At 44.9% G+C, this 19,762-nt stretch carries 21 protein-coding genes and 1 other annotated feature; of the genes, 19 read left to right on the forward strand and 2 right to left on the reverse strand.

What is annotated here, in order from left to right; translation table 11 throughout:
- The first annotated feature begins 1 nt into the window (after window position 1).
- Entirely contained in the window at window positions 2-1,384 is a 1,383-nt protein-coding gene (locus tag AC0YN7_RS20670) for a bifunctional folylpolyglutamate synthase/dihydrofolate synthase (protein WP_475812077.1), read from the forward strand.
- 7 nt (window positions 1,385-1,391) lie between these two features.
- Window positions 1,392-2,786, forward strand: a complete 1,395-nt coding sequence (gene murC / locus AC0YN7_RS20675; RefSeq protein ID WP_475811923.1) for a UDP-N-acetylmuramate--L-alanine ligase — start codon at window positions 1,392-1,394, stop codon at window positions 2,784-2,786.
- 187 nt (window positions 2,787-2,973) lie between these two features.
- Here murC and AC0YN7_RS20680 read toward each other — a convergent pair whose 3' ends face one another.
- On the reverse strand, window positions 2,974-3,729 hold the full coding sequence (locus AC0YN7_RS20680; protein WP_475811924.1) for a class I SAM-dependent methyltransferase: 756 nt from the start codon (window positions 3,727-3,729) through the stop codon (window positions 2,974-2,976).
- A 25-nt stretch (window positions 3,730-3,754) separates the two neighbouring features.
- Window positions 3,755-4,111: a VOC family protein gene (locus tag AC0YN7_RS20685; protein ID WP_475811925.1), complete on the reverse strand. Its 357-nt coding sequence runs from the start codon at window positions 4,109-4,111 to the stop codon at window positions 3,755-3,757.
- A 1,735-nt stretch (window positions 4,112-5,846) separates the two neighbouring features.
- On the opposite strand from AC0YN7_RS20685, the gene AC0YN7_RS20690 reads away from it, so the two are divergent.
- From AC0YN7_RS20690 to AC0YN7_RS20770, 17 genes are all read left to right on the forward strand, one after another.
- Window positions 5,847-7,391, forward strand: coding sequence for an SPOR domain-containing protein (locus AC0YN7_RS20690; RefSeq protein WP_475811926.1), 1,545 nt, complete (start codon window positions 5,847-5,849; stop codon window positions 7,389-7,391).
- Between the two features lie 61 nt (window positions 7,392-7,452).
- A complete protein-coding gene (locus AC0YN7_RS20695) occupies window positions 7,453-7,695 on the forward strand; it encodes a DUF4321 domain-containing protein (RefSeq protein WP_475811927.1) in 243 nt (80 codons plus the stop codon).
- Window positions 7,696-7,747: 52 nt separating this feature from the next.
- On the forward strand, window positions 7,748-8,377 hold the full coding sequence (locus tag AC0YN7_RS20700) for a Maf family protein (RefSeq protein ID WP_475811928.1): 630 nt from the start codon (window positions 7,748-7,750) through the stop codon (window positions 8,375-8,377).
- Between the two features lie 54 nt (window positions 8,378-8,431).
- Window positions 8,432-9,121, forward strand: coding sequence for a RadC family protein (gene radC / locus AC0YN7_RS20705; protein ID WP_475811929.1), 690 nt, complete (start codon window positions 8,432-8,434; stop codon window positions 9,119-9,121).
- A gap of 40 nt (window positions 9,122-9,161) precedes the next feature.
- The gene (locus AC0YN7_RS20710; protein WP_475811930.1) at window positions 9,162-10,190 is read left to right on the forward strand and encodes a rod shape-determining protein; all 1,029 of its coding nucleotides are present in this window, start codon (window positions 9,162-9,164) and stop codon (window positions 10,188-10,190) included.
- A gap of 58 nt (window positions 10,191-10,248) precedes the next feature.
- On the forward strand, window positions 10,249-11,112 hold the full coding sequence (mreC, locus tag AC0YN7_RS20715; protein WP_475811931.1) for a rod shape-determining protein MreC: 864 nt from the start codon (window positions 10,249-10,251) through the stop codon (window positions 11,110-11,112).
- Window positions 11,109-11,633: a rod shape-determining protein MreD gene (gene mreD, locus AC0YN7_RS20720; protein ID WP_475811932.1), complete on the forward strand. Its 525-nt coding sequence runs from the start codon at window positions 11,109-11,111 to the stop codon at window positions 11,631-11,633. Before mreC ends, mreD begins: the two co-directional genes overlap by 4 nt.
- Window positions 11,634-11,698: 65 nt before the next feature.
- The gene (locus tag AC0YN7_RS20725; protein ID WP_475811933.1) at window positions 11,699-12,364 is read left to right on the forward strand and encodes a septum site-determining protein MinC; all 666 of its coding nucleotides are present in this window, start codon (window positions 11,699-11,701) and stop codon (window positions 12,362-12,364) included.
- A 3-nt stretch (window positions 12,365-12,367) separates the two neighbouring features.
- Window positions 12,368-13,159, forward strand: coding sequence for a septum site-determining protein MinD (minD, locus tag AC0YN7_RS20730; protein WP_475811934.1), 792 nt, complete (start codon window positions 12,368-12,370; stop codon window positions 13,157-13,159).
- 7 nt (window positions 13,160-13,166) lie between these two features.
- Window positions 13,167-14,315: an FtsW/RodA/SpoVE family cell cycle protein gene (locus tag AC0YN7_RS20735; protein WP_475811935.1), complete on the forward strand. Its 1,149-nt coding sequence runs from the start codon at window positions 13,167-13,169 to the stop codon at window positions 14,313-14,315.
- A gap of 130 nt (window positions 14,316-14,445) precedes the next feature.
- The gene (locus AC0YN7_RS20740) at window positions 14,446-15,357 is read left to right on the forward strand and encodes a peptidoglycan DD-metalloendopeptidase family protein (RefSeq protein WP_475811936.1); all 912 of its coding nucleotides are present in this window, start codon (window positions 14,446-14,448) and stop codon (window positions 15,355-15,357) included.
- Window positions 15,350-16,231 (forward strand): M50 family metallopeptidase, encoded by an 882-nt coding sequence (locus AC0YN7_RS20745; protein ID WP_475811937.1) that lies wholly within the window; start codon window positions 15,350-15,352, stop codon window positions 16,229-16,231. Before AC0YN7_RS20740 ends, AC0YN7_RS20745 begins: the two co-directional genes overlap by 8 nt.
- Window positions 16,232-16,268: 37 nt before the next feature.
- A complete protein-coding gene (locus AC0YN7_RS20750; protein WP_475811938.1) occupies window positions 16,269-17,504 on the forward strand; it encodes an Rne/Rng family ribonuclease in 1,236 nt (411 codons plus the stop codon).
- Window positions 17,505-17,583: 79 nt separating this feature from the next.
- Window positions 17,584-17,672 (forward strand) — a sequence feature (ribosomal protein L21 leader region).
- Between the two features lie 15 nt (window positions 17,673-17,687).
- The gene (gene rplU, locus AC0YN7_RS20755) at window positions 17,688-17,999 is read left to right on the forward strand and encodes a 50S ribosomal protein L21 (protein WP_475811939.1); all 312 of its coding nucleotides are present in this window, start codon (window positions 17,688-17,690) and stop codon (window positions 17,997-17,999) included.
- A 12-nt stretch (window positions 18,000-18,011) separates the two neighbouring features.
- Entirely contained in the window at window positions 18,012-18,347 is a 336-nt protein-coding gene (locus AC0YN7_RS20760; RefSeq protein WP_475811940.1) for a ribosomal-processing cysteine protease Prp, read from the forward strand.
- A 154-nt stretch (window positions 18,348-18,501) separates the two neighbouring features.
- Window positions 18,502-18,798 carry a 50S ribosomal protein L27 gene (gene rpmA / locus AC0YN7_RS20765; RefSeq protein WP_475811941.1) on the forward strand — a complete coding sequence of 99 codons (297 nt, stop codon included), beginning with the start codon at window positions 18,502-18,504 and terminating at the stop codon, window positions 18,796-18,798.
- A gap of 222 nt (window positions 18,799-19,020) precedes the next feature.
- On the forward strand, window positions 19,021-19,758 hold the full coding sequence (locus AC0YN7_RS20770; protein WP_475811942.1) for a Spo0B domain-containing protein: 738 nt from the start codon (window positions 19,021-19,023) through the stop codon (window positions 19,756-19,758).
- Window positions 19,759-19,762: the final 4 nt, after the last annotated feature.

Below are 19,762 nucleotides of genomic sequence, written 5' to 3' on the forward strand. Positions count from 1 at the left end.
GATGGAACAACATATAGAGCAGCGGCCAAGTGAGCCGCTGCATTCCTATGGCGATGCTGTTAATTGGATTAATGGGCTTATCCCATTTGGTATTCGCCCAGGCTTAGATCGGATCGAGCAGCTTATGATGCTGCTCGACAATCCGCATCGTAGACTAAAATTTATTCATGTAGCTGGTACGAACGGCAAAGGCTCGACCTGTGCTTATTTAACTAACGTGCTTGTACGCAGCGGTTATGATGTTGGTACATTTACATCGCCGTATATTACGAAGTTTACGAATCGTTTCCAGTATAATGGAGTAGATATTGAAGAAGAGACGCTTCTGAAGCTAGCAAATGAGTTGAAGCCGCATGTGGAAGCTATTGCCGAGACAGAGCTAGGTTCACCGACGATGTTTGAGGTGTCGACAGCGCTAGCTATACTTTTTTACGCGAGAGTCACTTATCCAGATTATGTTGTATGGGAGACTGGGCTTGGCGGGCGGCTTGATGTGACGAATATCGTGCAGCCGGTCATCTCCGTTATTACGAATATTGGACATGACCATATGGATCGTCTGGGAGATACGCTCGCAGCTGTCGCAAACGAGAAGGCGGGCATTATTAAAGCGGCCGTTCCTGTCGTAAGCGGGGTAACGCAGCCTGAAGCAGTAGAAGTAATCAAGAGAGTAGCAGCGGAGAAACGTAGCTCGCTTTATTTGCTCGGTGAACAGTTCCATGAAACGGAGCTGACTGTTCGCGAGGATGAGCAAACCTTCCGCTTCGATAATTTGTTTCGCACGATCGAGCCTTTAACGATTACGCTAAACGGCGAGCATCAACGGACAAATGCCGCGGTTGCAGTTATGACGCTTGAGGTGCTTCGCCAATATAACGCGCTTGTCGTTGAAGATGATATGCTCGCGGAGGGACTGCGTACTGCCACTTGGCCGGGAAGGCTTGAGATGGTGGCAGACGCACCACGTATTTTGCTAGATGGAGCTCATAATCCGGAAGGAGCAGAAATGCTCGTTGCCGCTTTAAAAAATACTTATAAGTATGATCGTTTACATCTTATGATGGGTATGCTGGAGAATAAGAATCATCGTGATGTGCTCAAGCATATACTACCCATAGTGGATACGCTAATTTTGACCGAGCCTGATTATCGAATGAAAAAAGAAGCAAACGCTTTGGCTGATTTGGTACGGGAAATGCGGCAGCAACAGCCAAATGAGCATTCTTTCGAGCTAGTGGTTGAAGAGGATTGGCATACGGCGTTAAAAAAACTACAACAGTTAACCGGGGAGAATGACCTTGGGGTCGTAACAGGCACGCTTTATTTAATAGCTGATGTTCGCTCCAGCATATTGTTCAACTCGGAATCTGAAAAAGGTTGGTGAACCGTCTTTGAATACGGCAGAACATGTTCATTTCATCGGAATCGGCGGTTACGGAATGAGTGCCATTGCCCGCGTCATGCTGGAAATGGGCTATAAAGTTACTGGATCCGATGTTGCGCGTCAAGAATTAACAGAAAAGCTTGCTGCTAATGGCGCTAGCATTTTTATCGGACACCAGCCTGAGCATGTAAGAGGAGCCGATTTGGTCGTTTACTCCACAGCTCTTTCCAAAGATAATGTTGAACGAGTTGCAGCAGAGGCATTAAATATCCCGGTTCTGCATCGGTCACAAATGCTGGCAAAATTAATGAATGCGGGTAAAGGAATCGCTGTAGCAGGCGCGCATGGGAAAACAACAACGTCTTCGATGATAGCGCTTGTTATGGAATCGTGTAATGCAGATCCGACCTATATTATCGGGGGCGAGATTGTTAACGTTGGCACGAATGCGAAAGCAGGAAAAGGCGAGTATGTTGTTGCCGAAGCGGATGAGAGTGATGGTTCCTTTCTTCATTATCACCCAACGTTAGCTATTGTGACGAATATAGAGCCGGATCATCTCGAAAATTATGACGGCGATTTCGAAAAGCTGAAGGCGGCTTATGTACAATTTTTGCGTCAGGTGAAATCGGACGGCAAAGCGATTGTTTGTGCGGATGATAAGACGGTTAGTGAACTGATTCCTCGGATTTATGAAGGTGAGTCGAGTTCTTCACAGCTAATAACTTATGGAATCGATGGAGACGCTCTTTACAAAGCAGAGAATATTGTACTTGGTGATCGCAGAGCTTCATTTACAATGACATATAATGGATCGTTTCTTGGGGAAATAGAGCTATCTGTTCCAGGTCGCTACAATGTGTACAATGCAATGGCAAGCGTAATTACTTGTCTAGAATCAGGCCTTTCCTTCGCTGAGATAGCAGCTGCAATTCACTTGTTCAGAGGTGCGAAGCGTCGCTTCCAAGTCATTGGAGAGGTCAATGACATTTTAGTTGTCGATGACTATGCTCATCACCCAACTGAAATTAGAGCGACGATTACCGCAGCCAAAGCAACAGGAAAACGAATTGTCGCGGTATTCCAGCCTCAACGCTATTCAAGAACGTTCTTCTTGTTCGAGCAGTTTAGCCGCGCTTTCCCTGAAGCCGATGAAGTCATCATTACCGACATTTACTCGCCAGCAGGTGAGCTGCAGATCGAAGGCGTGAATTCACGGAAGCTTGTTGAGCTGATCAAGAGCAACAGCAATGCTAATACTGAGTACATTGCAACTAAGGAAGAAGTTATCAGCTATCTAACTGGGCGGCTGTCTCCAGGTGATCTTGTTATCACGATGGGAGCGGGCGATATTTGGAAAGTAGCCGATGCTTTAGCGAAATCACTGAAATCAGCGCAGTAGCAAGCGTAAACGGCTATCGCCGTCCTCTGGCGGTATAAGCTCGTTTCGCGATGAAATATAGGGAGAGTTTAAGCTTGAAACTTATGCATTCCTAGATTTTTAAATAATGCCCGATGGTTCCTAGTTGGAATCATCGGGCATTTGTTATTTCACAGTGAAACGTGCTCATGTCGTCAGTCGCTTACGCTTAAACCTCTCCCCAAAAGACCTCCGTCTCATAATCGAAAAAAACAGTGCCGTTCTGCTCGTTTCGCTCAAAGATTTTACGCAATTCAGCAATCATCGGCTCATAGAGCGGGTTTTCCGCTGTTGGTGTGTAAGAGGAGGATAACAGACGCCCGAGGAGTCCATCGTAATCAAATGCTTGTCGATTCGTAAAGCGAGCCTCCTGTAATTGGCCTTCCTTAAAGAAAGAAAGCAGCATTGATTTATCAATGTTTTTATGATTGATTTTCTCATAATCTGACCCAAGCATCCGAAGCAATTGATCATACTGCTCCAGAAAAAGCGAGCCTGATGTCAGCCGTGAATTCCAAATTAATATAACCTTACCATCCGGTTTTAAAATACGTTGAAACTCAGCTTGGGCTGCTGGTCGGTCAAACCAATGAAAAGATTGCGCACATGTAATGAATTCTATGGAATGATCTTGTAGGCCAGTGGCTTCCGCCGAGCCGACACTGAATTCATACATTGGATTATCGCCTATAGCTTGTATGGCGGCTTCACGCATTGCTTTATTAGGTTCAACCGCAACAACATGACTTCCACGTGCCAATAGCTGCTCGGAGAAAATACCGGTCCCCGCACCAACGTCAGCTATTAGGCTTGATGCTGTAAGTCCAACGGTACTATATAAATAATCGATTGCTTCCTCTGGATAGCGTGGACGATATTTTACATACGTATCAACCCGGTTTGTAAACCTCTCTTTACTATTCAATGCGATCACCCTCCGATTCGATAAACTATAAGCGATTCCCAAACGGGTCATTTGTGAAAAAACGTGTGATACCTTCAGTATCACGATGGTCATCATCAATTACGATTAGATGGTTTTGAATCAAATGATTTCTCAAGGCTTCGATCTCTTTAACATGGAAGGCTGGATGAGCTTTAGTTGCTGCAATAAATGGCATTTGCACCCCAACATGAACTTGATGAACGCCACATTGGAACCATACGCCACCACGTTTGAGCAGATTTTCAGGCTTCTGAATTTCATTCCATCCGAGCAATTTGCCAAAAAAGTGTCGTGCTTCCGTCTCGCATCCTTCAGGTGCGGCAAGCTGGACATGATCAATCCCTAAAAATTGAAAAGACATCGCAGCATTCTCCTTACGTCATTTTCGTTCCACCAGATGCAACTAAGTTTCATTTAATAAATATATTTTACAGAATAATGAAATTAATATCCAGTTAATTTTTCATGGATTCCATCTCAAAATCAGTGCTTGATTTCATGAAACCCTATGCTGATGGTGCAGGGCATCCTCTAACATCTCTATATTTCGAGGTATGTATAGAGGTGGACGATTAGAATGGATAGTGTACATTCTAACAGCATGTATTACATGTTTTAACGCGTTTGAATGGAAAAGATACAATCAAATAGGTAGTTAGAAGCTCTTATCTACGCAACAGGCGATTAGCTTGTATGAAATACAGTCTGGGACAAATACAACGTTTTTGAAGTGGATTTGATTGTATAAAATACAGTCAAATAAGATAACAGAAGAGAAGAGAAGAGAAGAGAAGAGAAGAGAAGAGAAGAGAAGAGAAGAGAAGAGTACAGTACAGTAGAGTATACTGATCTCACATTCTGCCAAACCCTATTTTTAGGTTGAGCCATTTTTCAACCTGTCCTGAAGTGAAAGGATAATAAGGGACGATAAAAAATCACTCTATTACAAGCCATCCCCGTTCTCTCTTCTTTGATTCACAATCCCGTCAGCTCAGGAAAGAAATCAAATAGGAAAGTGCATCCAGCAAGGACGAAAGCGATCCCCGACAAACAAACGTAACTCACCACCATCTCTCAAGCCACAACGTTACTCATATGTTCAGGTTGCCCGAGCGCACCAAAAGTAAAGTGATCCCACAAGGACGAAAGTGAGCCACCCGCGAACGTAACTCCCACCCCGCACTGCCCCTCTCACGTTACTTAGGTATTCAAGTATCCAAGAGCACCAAAAGTAAAGAGCGTCCCGCAGGGACGAAAGCGCGCTCCTTCGCAAACGTAACTCTCAACCCTCACCACCCCTCACACGTTACTCAGGTGTTCAGGTAACCCAAGAGCACCAAAAGTAAAGCGTGTCCCGCAGGGACGGAAGCGCGCTCCTTCGCAAACGTAACTCTCAACCCTACACTGCCCCTCACACGTTACTCAGGTGTTCAGGTAACCCAAGAGCACCAAAAGTAAAGCGTGTCCCGTAGGGACGAAAGCGAGCCACCCGCGAACGTAACTCCCACCCCGCACTGCCCCTCTCACGTTACTCAGGTATTCAAGTATCCAAGAGAACCAATCGTAAAGCGTGTCCCGCAGGGACGAAAGCGAGCCACCCGCGAACGTAACTCCCACCCCGCACTGCCCCTCACACGTTACTCAGGTGTTCAGGTAACCCAAGAGCACCAAAAGTAAAGCGTGTCCCACAGGGACGAAAGCGAGCCACCGCAAACGTAACTCTCAACCCTCACTGCCCCTCACATGTTACTCAGGTGTTCAGGTAACCCAAGAGAACCAAAAGTAAAGCGTGTCCCGCAGGGACGAAAGTGATCCCCCGCAAACGTAACTCACTACCATCTCTGAAACTCTTACGTTAATCCATTCGCGGGTGTCCAGAGGGCAGCAGCCCCTCGGGGCCCTCCCTTGGAAGGGAGGGTTTGGGTGGGTTCGTAAAGCCTTTGAAGGTTTGGATAAAAGCCTTTGAAGGTTTGGATAGAAGCCTTTGAAGGTTTGGTAGAAGCTCTTCAAATAAAGGGTTTGGGTTTCCCGCCGTCATAAATCTCTTAAAAGTCTCATAGATTATTAATAGAAGAACGGGACAAGGAGCGAATGACATGAATTCAAAAAATCGAATTACGTATCGTTTTGATCGTACAGGAAGGTCCATTAATGAAGAGAGCCGCGAGGTTGAGATACAGAAGGGGAATAGCTCCAAGGAGGCAGAGTCTCACAAATCTGCAAATGAGAATTCACTCATGCGACCCCATTTAAACGTCGTGCAGTTGTATAATAATAAGGATCATCATACTCTCAGTGAGGTAAATCCATGGAACAGTCCGTTTCAAGAGGACATCGGTGCGCTGGAGCAACTAATTCGTGATACTGATACTAAGAAAGCTGTTGAGGAGTACGAACAAACAAATGCGAATGATAAGAGAGCGGAAAATACGGATCAAGAATGGAGCGATGCTAGACGAACTATACGATCATATAACAGGAAGCTCAATAATTCGATTATGTCACAGTCAACAATGAGCGATACAGAGCAGCAGCATACTACAAGTCGTAGTAATGAATATACAACTGAACACAATATAGATCACACCTTAGATTACATTCCAGATTCACCAAAAAAAACGATACAAGATCCCCTAATAGAATTTGATGAGCTGAATCAACCCCATCAGGGTAATTTGGTATTTACAGATTTGGAACCGAAGGTGTATAAGGCATCTCATATGAGAAGATCATCGAGAGGGCCTTCATGGTTTAATGTGTTTTTATCTGTAGCTGGCGCGCTCGCGACTGGGGCGTTATTTGGTTATTTACTGCTCTCTTTATTTACAGGTGCGACTATTTGGCCTGGCGGATCAAATGATAAAGTAGCTTCAAGTCCGGTGTTAAATGATGGAGTGACTGAAAAGGAACCCGCAACAAAATCGAATGAGACTACAAATGAAGATGATGCTGTCATGCTTCCCACCCCTGATTTAAATAGCAAGGATGGAGCTTCGTCCGATGCTCCGATGGTTACTTTAGAGGGACTGGATAAAACGTACTATTTTTTACAGTTTGGTGTATTTAGCAATACGGAGGGGCGAGATCTCGCATTAGCTCAACTGTCCGAACAAGGCTTGGCGGCAGCTTCTATGAAGACAACGGAGGACTACCGTGTATACGCTGGAATGGCTGGCGATCGAAGCGAGGCTGCGCTTATTCGCGCACAGTTGTCAGATAAAGATCTTTATATTAAAGAGATGAATATTATCACTCCGAATAAAATACCATTTAGTGGAAATGCAGCAAATGCGCAATCCTTCTTTGAACAAACGAATAAACTAGTCCAAATGTTGGATGAGCTAGTGTTGGCGCAGCTTGAGCAGCCTACTCTTTCACCAGTTGGCAAATCGGCGGCAGAAGCTTGGCAGCAGGAGTATCAGCAATGGACGAAAAATGCAGCAACCATGCGGACTGGAACGAATGATGCTGCTAGTAAAACCTATTTGGATAAAGTGATTCAATCTATGAATACAGCAGCCAAATCACTGCTTGAATATGATAAAAAACCGTCTCGCGCACATTTGTGGTCAACGCAAACCGCTATCATGGAAGCTATCATTACACAAAAACAGTGGTTTGAGTCCATCAGCGCATTGTAAACACCTAACTTCCTGCGTATAATAGTATTAGATGTCATTTCGTGGCGAGAGGCGTTGAAAGATGAAGAAAAACAGCTGGATCCTATTAATTTTCATCGTGCTGGGTTTATTGGCGGGTGCTTTAGTAGCGCGCTGGCTGGCTCCAGTTCCAGGCCTCTCTTTTTTGACGAAGCCTATTGAAGCCTCTTGGTCTCCTGCTATGGATTTGTACGTACTAAACTTTAATTTGTCGATTAATCTTCAATTTAGTTTGTTTAGTTTAATAGGAGCAATTATAGCGATATGGTTGTACCGCAAAATGTAAGTCGCAAAGTATAAGATCAGCAGTATGAATGAAGGAGCACAGTAATCGTTATATGGAGACTTTTCAATTACGCAAAGAACCGATAAGTCAGCTTGTTCTGGCTTCTTCGTCACCGCGCCGGAAGGAACTGGTCGCATCGCTGAACCTTTCCTTGCCGGTTTATATTTTGTCTACAGATACAGATGAATCGTTCGAGGCAGGATGGACGCCGGCTCAGGTAGTCGAGGAACTCAGTTTAAGGAAAGCTCGAGCGGCTATAAGTATGCTGAAGCAGCAGGAGGATAAGCATTCCTCTCTCATTATTGGTGCTGATACGATCGTTGTATTAGATGGAGACGTGCTTGGCAAGCCGGCTCATGATGAAGAGGCAAAAGCGATGCTCAGACGTCTGCAAGGCCGTACACATGAGGTGTACACTGGAGTTGCCTGCGTTCAATCTGCTAACGGTGAAGCGCTTGTTGCTCACCGAATGACGAAAGTTCAAATGAAGCCGCTTAGTGAACAGCAAATTGTTCGTTACGTAGCAACAGGGGAGCCTCGCGATAAAGCCGGATCCTACGGTATTCAAGGACTTGGCGCGACGATTGTTGATCGAATCGACGGCTGTTATTTCAATGTTGTCGGATTACCTTTATCGCTGCTTTCTGACATGTTAACTCAATATGACATTCATGTTTTTTGAAAAATAAGGCAATATATCAATGAACTATAATATAGGTGAAGGCGGGATTGGGACATGGAACCGCAGTATATGGTTTTGCGTGATGTCCCCCATGAAGAACGTCCAAGAGAGCGCATGATGCGATATGGGGCAGAAGCACTTAGTCATACTGAGTTGCTTGCAATATTGTTACGTACAGGCTCGGAGAAACAATCTGCGGTGCATTTAGCAGGCGCGTTATTAAAGCAGTGCGGAAGTTTACGCAATCTAATGGATATGAGCATGGAAGAAATGACCGCTATTCGAGGTATTGGACCCGCTAAAGCTACTCAATTACGTGCAGGTATTGAGCTTGGTAGACGAATAACACGCAGCCAATTAGGTGAAGTAGTGACTGTTCGTAAGCCGCAGGATGCAGCGGAATATGTGATGGAAGAACTCCGTTATTTGAAGAAGGAGCACTTTGTATGCTTGTTTTTAAACACTAAAAACCACATTATTGCCCGGGAAACATTGTCGATGGGAACCTTAAACGCATCGCTTGTACATCCGCGTGAAGTATTTAAAGCAGCTATTCAAAAAAGCAGCGCATCCATTATATGTGTCCATAATCACCCAAGCGGAGATCCGACGCCAAGTCCAGAGGACATCACGCTAACAAAGCGTTTGGTAGAGGCAGGCCAAATAATGGGGATTGAGGTATTGGACCATTTGGTAATAGGTGACGGTCGTTTTGTCAGTTTGAAGGAACAAGGTTATATGTAATATAATAAAGTGATTGGCGCAATTAGAAGGGAGCAACAACATGTTTGGTGGTTTTTCGAAAGATTTAGGAATTGATTTAGGTACTGCTAATACACTCGTATTTGTCAAAGGAAAAGGAATCGTCGTAAGGGAGCCTTCGGTGGTTGCCATTCGTACTGATACAAAAACAATTGAAGCAGTAGGCGAGCAAGCCAAAAAAATGATCGGTAGAACACCCGGAAACATTCGTGCGGTTCGTCCAATGAAGGATGGCGTTATTGCTGACTTTGAGACGACAGCTACAATGATTAAATACTTTATGCGCTCAGCACAAAAGCAGCGTTCTCTATTTCCGCATCACCCAAACGTTATGATTTGCGTTCCGTCAGGGATTACGGCTGTTGAGAAACGCGCCGTTGAGGATGCGGCAAAACAAGCTGGAGCACGCGAGGCTTATACAATTGAAGAACCGTTCGCTGCGGCAATTGGCGCGGATTTGCCTGTTTGGGAGCCAACAGGCAGTATGGTTGTTGATATTGGCGGCGGTACGACAGAAGTAGCCGTTATATCGCTTGGTGGAATTGTTACAAGCCGGTCAATTCGCGTTGCTGGTGATGAGATGGATGAATCTGTCATCCAATACATTAAACGTCAATACAATTTAATGATCGGTGAAAGAACGTCTGAACAGTTGAAGATGGATATTGGATCGGCTCTGCAATTGGAACGTCCAGAAACGATTGAAATTCGTGGCCGTGATCTTGTCTCTGGTCTGCCGAAGACGCTCGCTATTACATCCGATGAAATTACAGAAGCATTGACGGATACGGTAAACGCGATTGTGGATGCTGTTAAAGTCACTCTCGAGAAATGTCCTCCGGAGCTTTCCGCTGATATTATGGATAGAGGTATCGTACTGACAGGCGGCGGGGCGCTGCTGCGCAATCTGGACAAGCTTTTGCAGCGTGAGACGGGAATGCCGGTCATAGTAGCAGAAAATCCACTGGATTGCGTAGCAATCGGGACTGGACGTTCACTTGACCATATCCATTTGTTCAAATCTAGAGGCAGTTCCCGCTCGAAACGATAATTAGCGCCCAAAGGGGAAATGGACATGAAATGGGCAGGTGATTGAGCTGTTTAAGCTAATGCGAAATAAGCGTATGTTCATGCTTATGTTCGGGTTTATTCTATTAATAGCGGTCATTGGCTTCTCGCTGAGTGACCGCAAGGAATTAACCTGGCCGGAAAAGTTTGTGAAGGATACCACCGCATACGTGCAGCAATGGTTTTACAAGCCCGCTGGTTTAATAGCGGGTTTCTTTGAGGAAATTGGCGATCTTCGTACTATCCATGAAGAAAACGAGCAGTTGCGATTAATGGCTGCAGCTTATGCTCGAGATAAGATTACGTATAACTTCGAATCAAAAGAAAATGAGCGTTTGAAGGCCGAGTTATCTTTCACCGAACGGCAAAAGCAAATGTATAATTATAATTATTTAATTGCACAGGTCGTTTCTATCAGCAACGATGCGAATAACCGGTCTATGAACATAAATTTAGGCTCTAAAAATGGTGTTAAACCGAATATGGCAGTTACAACGGTAGATGGATTGATCGGACTAGTGAGTACCGTAACGCCGTACTCGGCTACTGTAACTCCAATTACAGAGCTAGATGAAGCTTCTCCGACATTCAATTCAATCGCGGTAACCATCATGGGTCGTGAGAATGAATCGTTCGGTATATTAAGCAGCTATAACTCGGAAACAAACCGCTTGCTTATGACGAAAATTGCTGAAAATGATAAAATGAGTATTTCTGATACCGTTATTACTTCAGGACTTGGCAATGTATACCCACGCGGATTAGTTATCGGGTCGGTAGAGTCGAAGCAGGTCGGTGATTACGGACTAACGTATACTGCTTCTGTTAAGCTCGCGGCAAGCTTTGATCATTTAACGGAAGTGTTCGTCGTGCAAAATCCTGAAGCGGAGGATGCTTTGGAATGAGCACGAACCGAATCATACTGCTGATGCTGCTCTTGTTCATATTTGAAGGAGCTGTCATGCCGTGGATCATTCCTGGAAACTTCGGGGATCGATTAATTCCGCATTTTATTTTTATTATTGTTATTTTCTCTGCGCTTTATAGCGGGCGTCATCGTGCATTGCTGCTAGGCGCAAGCTTCGGCCTGCTTCAAGATATCGTCTACTTTGGTCATTTATTAGGCTTACATGCATTCATTATGGGGCTTATCGGATACTTTACGGGAGTTTTGTTTGAACGACGCCGCGCAACGATTATGATGGCAATCGCCGTTATAGGCTTTGCTTATCTTCTGTACGACAGTCTCTTATTTTTTATTTATAAAGTATTTCGAATAACAAATGAAGCCTATGCATGGGCGTTGCTTGATCATATTTTACCAAGCTTATTTTTGCAGCTTGCCTTCGCGCTTGCTGTTTATATTCCCGTTCGAAAAATGTTTGAGTCACAAACGTCGGCCAACCAAGAGAAGGATGAGGAATAATTAAAGACTATAAGCAGGAATTTGGACCGTTAAGCAAGAATCCATTAGGTTGGGGAGGGACGAACGTGACCGAGAAGCAGCATATTATAATTAAAGGCGTCAAGGAAGGTCTCGTGTTCCTTCTCGACGATAAGTGTGAATTCGCGACACTTCTGGATGAACTGCAATATAAGCTTGAGAAGACGCATCAACAACTACTAACGGGTCCATTAGTCCACGTCCACGTTAAGCTTGGTGCGAGGCAAGTGAATGAAGAAGATAAAGATCGTATAAAAAATGTCATTCGAGCACAAGGCAACTTAATGGTTCAAACCGTTGATTCGGATACGCCTCCGGTGGATTCTCAGCTAAATCAGCAGTTACGCCCTCTAGTGCTTACGACACTTATTCGCTCAGGTCAAACCTTTGAGCATGATGGTGATTTACTTCTAATAGGGGATTTGAATCCGGGCGGTACAATTTTGTGTACGGGAGACATTTATGTACTAGGTGCATTACGCGGTATTGCACATGCAGGCATTGATGGCCGAACCGACGTTATCATTGCGACTTCACTCATGCGGCCTACACAGCTTCGCATAGCGGATGTGATCAGCAGACCGCCGGAGGAATGGATGACCGGCGATGCGACAATGGAATTCGCGTTTTTAAGCGAAGGACAAATGCAGATCGATAAGATATCACAGTTACACCGCATACGTCATAATCCTATTATGTTTAAAGGAGTGTAGAACATGGGAGAAGCGATTGTTGTTACATCGGGCAAGGGTGGTGTGGGTAAGACGACCACCTCGGCAAACTTGGGAACGGCACTAGCCCTGCTTGGCAAAAAGGTATGTATGGTCGACACGGACATTGGACTTCGTAATCTAGACGTTGTTATGGGTCTGGAAAATAGAATTATTTATGATTTAGTTGATGTTGCAGAGGGCCGATGCCGCTTAAATCAAGCGCTAGTAAAAGATAAACGGTTTGATGAGCTATACATGCTGCCGGCAGCACAAACAAAGGACAAGGATGCAGTTACGCCGGAACAAGTGCGCGACATGATTTTGGAGCTGAAGAAGGAATATGATTATATAATTATCGACTGTCCTGCTGGTATTGAGCACGGTTTTCGTACAGCGATAGCTGGGGCTGACTGTGCAATCGTAGTAACAACTCCTGAGAATGCAGCGGTACGGGATGCAGACCGTGTTATCGGACTTCTTGAACAGGAAAAAATTCCTTCGAAGCTAATAATTAATCGTATTCGTCAAAATATGATGAAGAGCGGGGAAATGCTGGATATAGATGAAATTTGTCAGGTGCTGGCGATTGATTTAGTTGGGATTGTTCCAGATGACGAGAAGGTTATAACCGCTGCGAACAATGGTGAACCGACTGTCATGAACCCGACATCGCGTGCCGCGATCGCTTACCGGAACATCGCGCGTCGTATTCTTGGAGATATGGTGCCGCTTATGCTGCTGGATGAGAAGGCTGGAGCGTTCAAACGTTTTCGTAAGTTTCTGGGAATAGGATGATTGCCTTTTGCTTAACAAGCTGAAAAAATTGGATTGGGGAATATTGTTGATTCTCGTGTTCCTCATGATTATTAGTGTAATAATTGTTCACAGCGCTACAGCCAATACTAAATATGCGGGTTCAGAAATAAAGCAGCTAATCTTTTATGGTATCGGTTTTTTTGTCGCTATTGCAGCTACTCTGTTCGATTATCGATTGGTGTTGAAGAGCTGGTATGTAATATACGGGATCGGTGTTATTCTTCTTATTCTCGTTTTTTTCTTGGGTGTGGAAATAAACGGAGCACGTGGTTGGTTTAAACTCCCAGGCGGACTTTTCTCTTTTCAACCTGCTGAAATGATGAAAATTGTGTTAATTATCGGAATTGCCTTTCTCATGGGACGCCGGCAGGGTGATCCTTTAACGTTTACGAATGACTTGTTACCGATAGGCGCGTTTACCTTTTTGCCATTCATGCTTGTGATGATTCAACCCGATCTTGGCAATGCGATTATATACCTAGTTATCGTTCTTGGTATGCTATGGATAGGTAACGTTAAATACACGCATGTGGTGATAGGATTAGCCGTCGTTATTGCTGGTTTGATTGCTTTCGTGACCTTGTTTAATATGTTCAACCAAGAAATTTACGATTATTTGTATGCTCATGACAAGAAACATTGGCATGAACGGATAAATACATTTATTAACCCAGAAGAGGCTTCTGCGGATGCCCGGCATCAATCGGAAAATGCAAAAATTGCGATAGGTTCCGGTGGCCTGACCGGAGACGGCTATTTAAAAGGCGATATGAAGAAAGGTGGATTTATACCGTATCCGTACTCTGACTCCATCTTTGTTGTAATTGGAGAGGAATTCGGGTTCCAAGGCTCTGCTATATTGCTGCTGCTGTACTTTTTGCTGATATATAGGATGATCGTGATCGCCTTCCAGTGCTATGACCTGAGAGCCTCGTATATCGTTATAGGTATTGTATCGATGTATGTGTTCCAGGTATTCCAAAACATTGGAATGATGATTGGTATTATGCCAATTACTGGTATAACGTTGCCATTTGTAAGTTATGGCGGTACGTCACTTATTCTCAATATGTTGTCGATAGGTCTTGTGTTCAGTATTAAAGCGCATCAAGAGAAATATGAAATGGCTAATTAAAATCGATTGTATAAAAAGCTGCCCTTGAAACGGAAGTTATTCCTTTCAGGCTCAGCTTTTTTTTGTGCAAACTATGTCCGCATACTTGTCTCACTCCTCTCATATTTATGTATAAACGGAGGGATGCGGGATGAGAATGAAGGATGGTGTGAAGCAGCGCAGAGAGCAAAAGATAAAATCGTTAATGGAAAGTAAACGGACAACGAGCCATGTAGACCCTATTTACGAGGAACAGCTCGAGACGACTTACGGTCGCAATACGATTTATAACGATACAATAGACGAACTCGATCCTGAGGTCGCATGGAAGACCAATCCGAATCCCTGGGCAAGCTGGGAGAAGGAAAAAGGTTTATACGGCAAACGAAGCTTCGTCAATGGACCTGTATCCCATAAGGACGAGGAATTACCAAACCGGGGCGGAAACAATTTTCGTAAAGAATTTCTGTGGAAGCTGGCTATTTCTTTCCTGTTGTTCGCTGTGCTGTGGGGAATGTTTCGTTACGATACGGAATGGACATTGAAGGGACAAGCACTTGTTAAGCAGGCGCTGACTGATGAAATCAACTTTGATGCGGCGTCAGCATGGTATAGAAATACGTTCGCGGGCGCTCCGTCCTTTATCCCGATTTTCAAAGATAACTCTCAAAATGTAGTAGGAGCGGAAGGAGTCGTGAGGTTGCCGATTGTAACCCCCTTAGAGAACGGCTCGCTCGTTCGAACATTTGCTGAAATGCTCAATGGAATAGAGCTTGCGGGATTATCGCAGGAGCAGGTGGTCGCAGTTGAAACCGGACGTGTGATGCATTTGACCGAAGAAGAAGGGGACGGCTCTACCATCGTCATTCAGCATGCTAATCAAAGAATAACGGTGTACGGAATGCTTGGCCAGACAGAGGTGAAGGTGAACGACTGGGTAGAGGCTGGCGATCCGATTGGCAAGCTTTTGGAGTCGAATGGTACGGAGCCAAGCTTGCTCTTTTTTGCCGTAAAGCAAAATGATCGCTACATAGATCCCGTGGGCGTGATACCGATTGATTAAATGGAAAGGAATCGTATGGTCGATCCATCCGTTGTTTGTCATTATTATGCTGGGATCTTTCCTTACAGGTTACTTCGCCGAGCTTTTGACTCTTTTTCTGCTCGTATTGGTGCATGAACTCGGACATGTCCTTGTCGCACGAAGTTTCGGATGGACAATTCGCGAGGTGAAGCTCCTTCCGTTTGGCGGGGTGGTAGAGGTAGACGAAGCAGGAGGCGTTCCGGCAGCTGAGGAAGCGCTGGTAGCGATTGCCGGCCCTCTGCAAAACCTATGGATGTGGCTTGCTGCATGGTTATGCGGCGAGCTCGGTTGGTGGGATTCAGTTTGGTCGCAGTATGTGTGTCAAGCGAACTTGATGATTGGCTTGTTTAATTTGCTTCCCATTTATCCGTTGGACGGCGGGAAGCTGCTGCAAGCTGCATTAAGTTATGCGGTCAATTATTATAAAATGCTCGTTTGGTCTGCTCGAATAAGTATTGTGCTGAGCATGCTGATGGTTTTAAGCGCCTTCCTTCCAATTTTGATTGATGGAGACGGGATACAGTTAAACCTATTAATTGTTGGTATCTTTTTATTGCTGACGAACTGGACTTATCATCGCAATGTCCCTTATTTATTTTATCGATTTTTAATGCACCGGGGGCGAATTGCTGTTCGTGGAATGACTAAGGGTCATCACGCCAGCCCCATTATCGTAAATGGCAGGCAATCCATTTTAAATGTCGCAAGATTATTTCGAAGAGAACAATATCATCTCATTTATATGGTCGAACCGCACAGCAAAGTGGTGAAAGTATTACCTGAACAGCAAATTGTCGAAGGTTGCTTGTCAAACAATAATCCAAACCGTGCAGTAAAGGAGCTTTTCAGTTAAAATAGATGAAAAGCGTACTGGCAGGTGATGTTCGGGTATGAAGCAAATGTTGATGCATGTTCATGGTGAAATGCTGCAGACTGCTGTCTTGCAGAATGGCGTTTTAGTTGATTTTTTCATGGAGCGATCAAAGATAAGCGGTCTTGTGGGCAATGTATACAAAGGCCGTGTTGTAAATGTGTTGCCTGGCATGCAGGCGGCATTTGTTGATATTGGTCTATCCAAAAATGCTTATTTGTATATTGATGAGCTGCTGCATCCACATTTGGACAAACAGCCAGAACAAAAGCCGCATATCCAGGAGCTAATTAGACCGGGGCAGGAGCTTCTCGTACAAGTGATGAAAGAACCGCTTGGCGGAAAAGGAGCGAGAGTGACGACTCATTTTACACTTCCTGGCCGATTTCTCGTATATATGCCTAACGCCGACTACGTGGGCGTCTCCAAGAAGATCAGCAGCGAGCAGGAGCGATCACGCTTACGCATTATTGGGGAACATCAGAAGCAGCGGGAGGAAGGCATTATTTTACGTACAGCGGCAAGCGGTGAAAGTGAACAGTCTTTATCTACAGACGTTTCACAGCTAAGGGAACTATGGGAAGGGATAGAAAGTCGCAGCTTGGGGGCCAAAGCGCCCGCTGAGCTCCACCATGAAGCGGGCCTGATGCGCCGTATTGTTCGTGACACTTTAACGGTTGATATGGACGAAATTTGGATTGATGACGCGAATCGATTCCACGAAGCAGCAGCGTTGCTGCAGGAGATGACGCCGAAGCTAAAGGATCGTATAAAGTTATATGAGAGAGAGTCAAGCTTGCCTTTATTTGATGCGTACCGCGTGAATGGACAAGTTGCAACGGCTTTCGGGTCACGTATTCCACTGAATAACGGAGGCTATCTCATATGGGAAGAGACAGAAGCGCTCACGGTCATAGATGTGAATACCGGCAAGTTTATTGGAACATCTGATTTGGAGGATACGGTTTTTCGCACGAATATGGAGGCAGCTGATGAGATAGCAAGGCTGCTTCGGTTACGCGATGTCGGGGGCATTATAATTATTGATTTTATTGATATGGAGCATGAAGAAAACCGGGAGCAGGTTATGCAGCGATTGATGGAGAAATCCCGCAGGGACCAGACGAAATGTTCGATATTAGGCTGGACGAGACTTGGGCTGCTAGAGCTGACACGCCAAAAAGCTCGGGAAAATGCTGTTCATCAGCTGAGGGAAAAGTGCGTATCGTGCGGGGCAGTTATTAAGCAAAAGTAAGTTTTGATGAAACAGGTTGATTTAAGCTTGCATAGTATGATAAACTGTTTGGGTGTGTGTCTCGTACCTCAGTGAGGAATGAGATGTACAAGTACCGCTCCGATTGGGTTAGCAAGTGCTGCGGCTTCTGCCGTAAGCCACCTGAATTAGGCGAGTCTTCGAAAATAAGGAGGTGCACCAACAATGTTCGCAATTATTGTAACTGGCGGTAAGCAGTACAAAGTTCAAGAAGGCGATGTAATCTACATCGAGAAACTGGACTCAGACGCAGGCGATAGCGTAACGTTTGATCGTGTTTTGGCAGTATCCAAGGGTGACGGTCTTGTAACTGGAACTCCGGTTGTTTCCGGCGCTACTGTAACAGGTAAAGTCGAAAAACAAGGAAAAGGCCAAAAGATCATCGTTTACAAATACAAAGCCAAAAAGAACTACAGACGTAAGCAAGGTCATCGTCAACCGTACACAAAAGTAACAATCGAGAAAATTCAAGCGTAAGCTGTATTTTCAATGATAAAAGTGACGTTTGTACGAAAAGCCGCTGATAGACGAATCGTAGCTTTTGCTGTCGAAGGACATGCTAAATATGCGAAGCCAGGCAAAGATATCGTATGCGCAGGAGTATCTGCCGTTTCGGTCGGTACTGTTAATGCAATCGAAGCTTTGGCTGGTGCAGCGCTTCCTGCCAAAATGAAGAACGGCTGGCTTTCATCGGATATTCCGGTGCTGACGGACGAAGAAACAGATGGTCGGATGCAATTGCTGCTCGAATCGATGGCGGTCATGTTGGATACTATTGCACAATCTTACGGCAAGCATGTCGTAATTCATGAAGAGCTTCTTTAAAATTATAAGACTTTATAAGTTACACACTTATAATAGGCTTATAATTCACCGCGAAACGTGCTTTTGCCGCAAGTTCGGCGACAGCCGTTTACGCTTGGTGAAAGCTTGAAGAAGCCGGTTTGCTTCACAAACCTTTGAAAAGGAGGGAATAACTATGTTGAAACTGAATCTTCAGCTTTTCGCTTCGAAGAAAGGTGTTGGTTCCACTAGAAACGGACGTGACTCGCAGTCGAAACGCCTTGGGGCGAAACGTGCTGACGGTCAAACCGTAACTGCTGGTAGCATTTTGTTCCGCCAACGCGGAACTAAAATTCACCCAGGAACAAACGTAGGCATCGGGAAAGACGATACGCTTTATGCAACAGTTGAAGGCGTTGTGAAGTTCGAACGTATGGGACGCGAACGCAAAAAAGTGAGCGTATACCCTGCTGCTGCAGCAGTAGAAGCATAATAAAAGCGTAAACGGCGAATGCCGTCTTCTGGCGGTTCAGCATCATTTACGCGGTGAGCTATTAATGAACGTACAAGGTTAACCTTTTGCATTCTTACATACTCACCAGCCCCGGCCTGCATTGTTAGGCCGGGCTTTTTTTATTCAGAGTGCAGATGACCAGGAGTTTGACGCATGCTATAATGGATAAGCTAGGAAATAAGATGAAGGTAGGTTTAATCGATGGGGCGCTTAACAGCGGCGAAATATTACGTAGCGGCAACTGTCGTGTTGCCTTGTGCTGCTGTATTTATTTGGCCTTCTAAAGTGTGGTTAACTGCTGTCTCTTTCGTCTGGCTTATAGCTGCAGCGTTTTACTGGATACAGGCGGAACGGAAAGAGCATACGAATCAGACAACACGTACGATTCAATCGTTGCAGACATCGGCAATACGAACGCTCAATCATCATCGTCATGACTGGATGAACGACTTACAAGTGGTATATGGTTACATTAGACTTAAAAACATGGATAAAGCAGTCCAATATGTGGAGAAGATAAGTGTACGAATGAGTGCGGAGAGCAGTATCGCGAAGCTCGGTGTTCCTTCATTGATAAGCTTTATTCAATCGTTTCGCACGATTACGAATTCGCTTGAGCTTCAAGTTGTCATACACGGCGAAATTCAATTAAATGAAATAACGGCAGAAGCCGATCAGATAGCCGAAACGCTCATTCATACGATTAACGCCTATCGGTTCGCAGTGAAGCCTGGCTATGGTGATACAGCTGTTCTAAGGCTGGAGCTTTCACTGGATGATGAAGCGCTATATGCGGCATTTTATTACCAAGGCGAGCTAATGAATGAACAGCAATGGAAGCAAAAAATACAAAAGCAGTTGGAAGGCGCGCTAATGCAGCCGATTAACTTCGAGCAGTCTTATACAAAAGTGCTGCTGAAGGCGGAAATGCGCGTATGAACGG

Source organism: Paenibacillus sp. J31R122 (assembly GCF_056269185.1).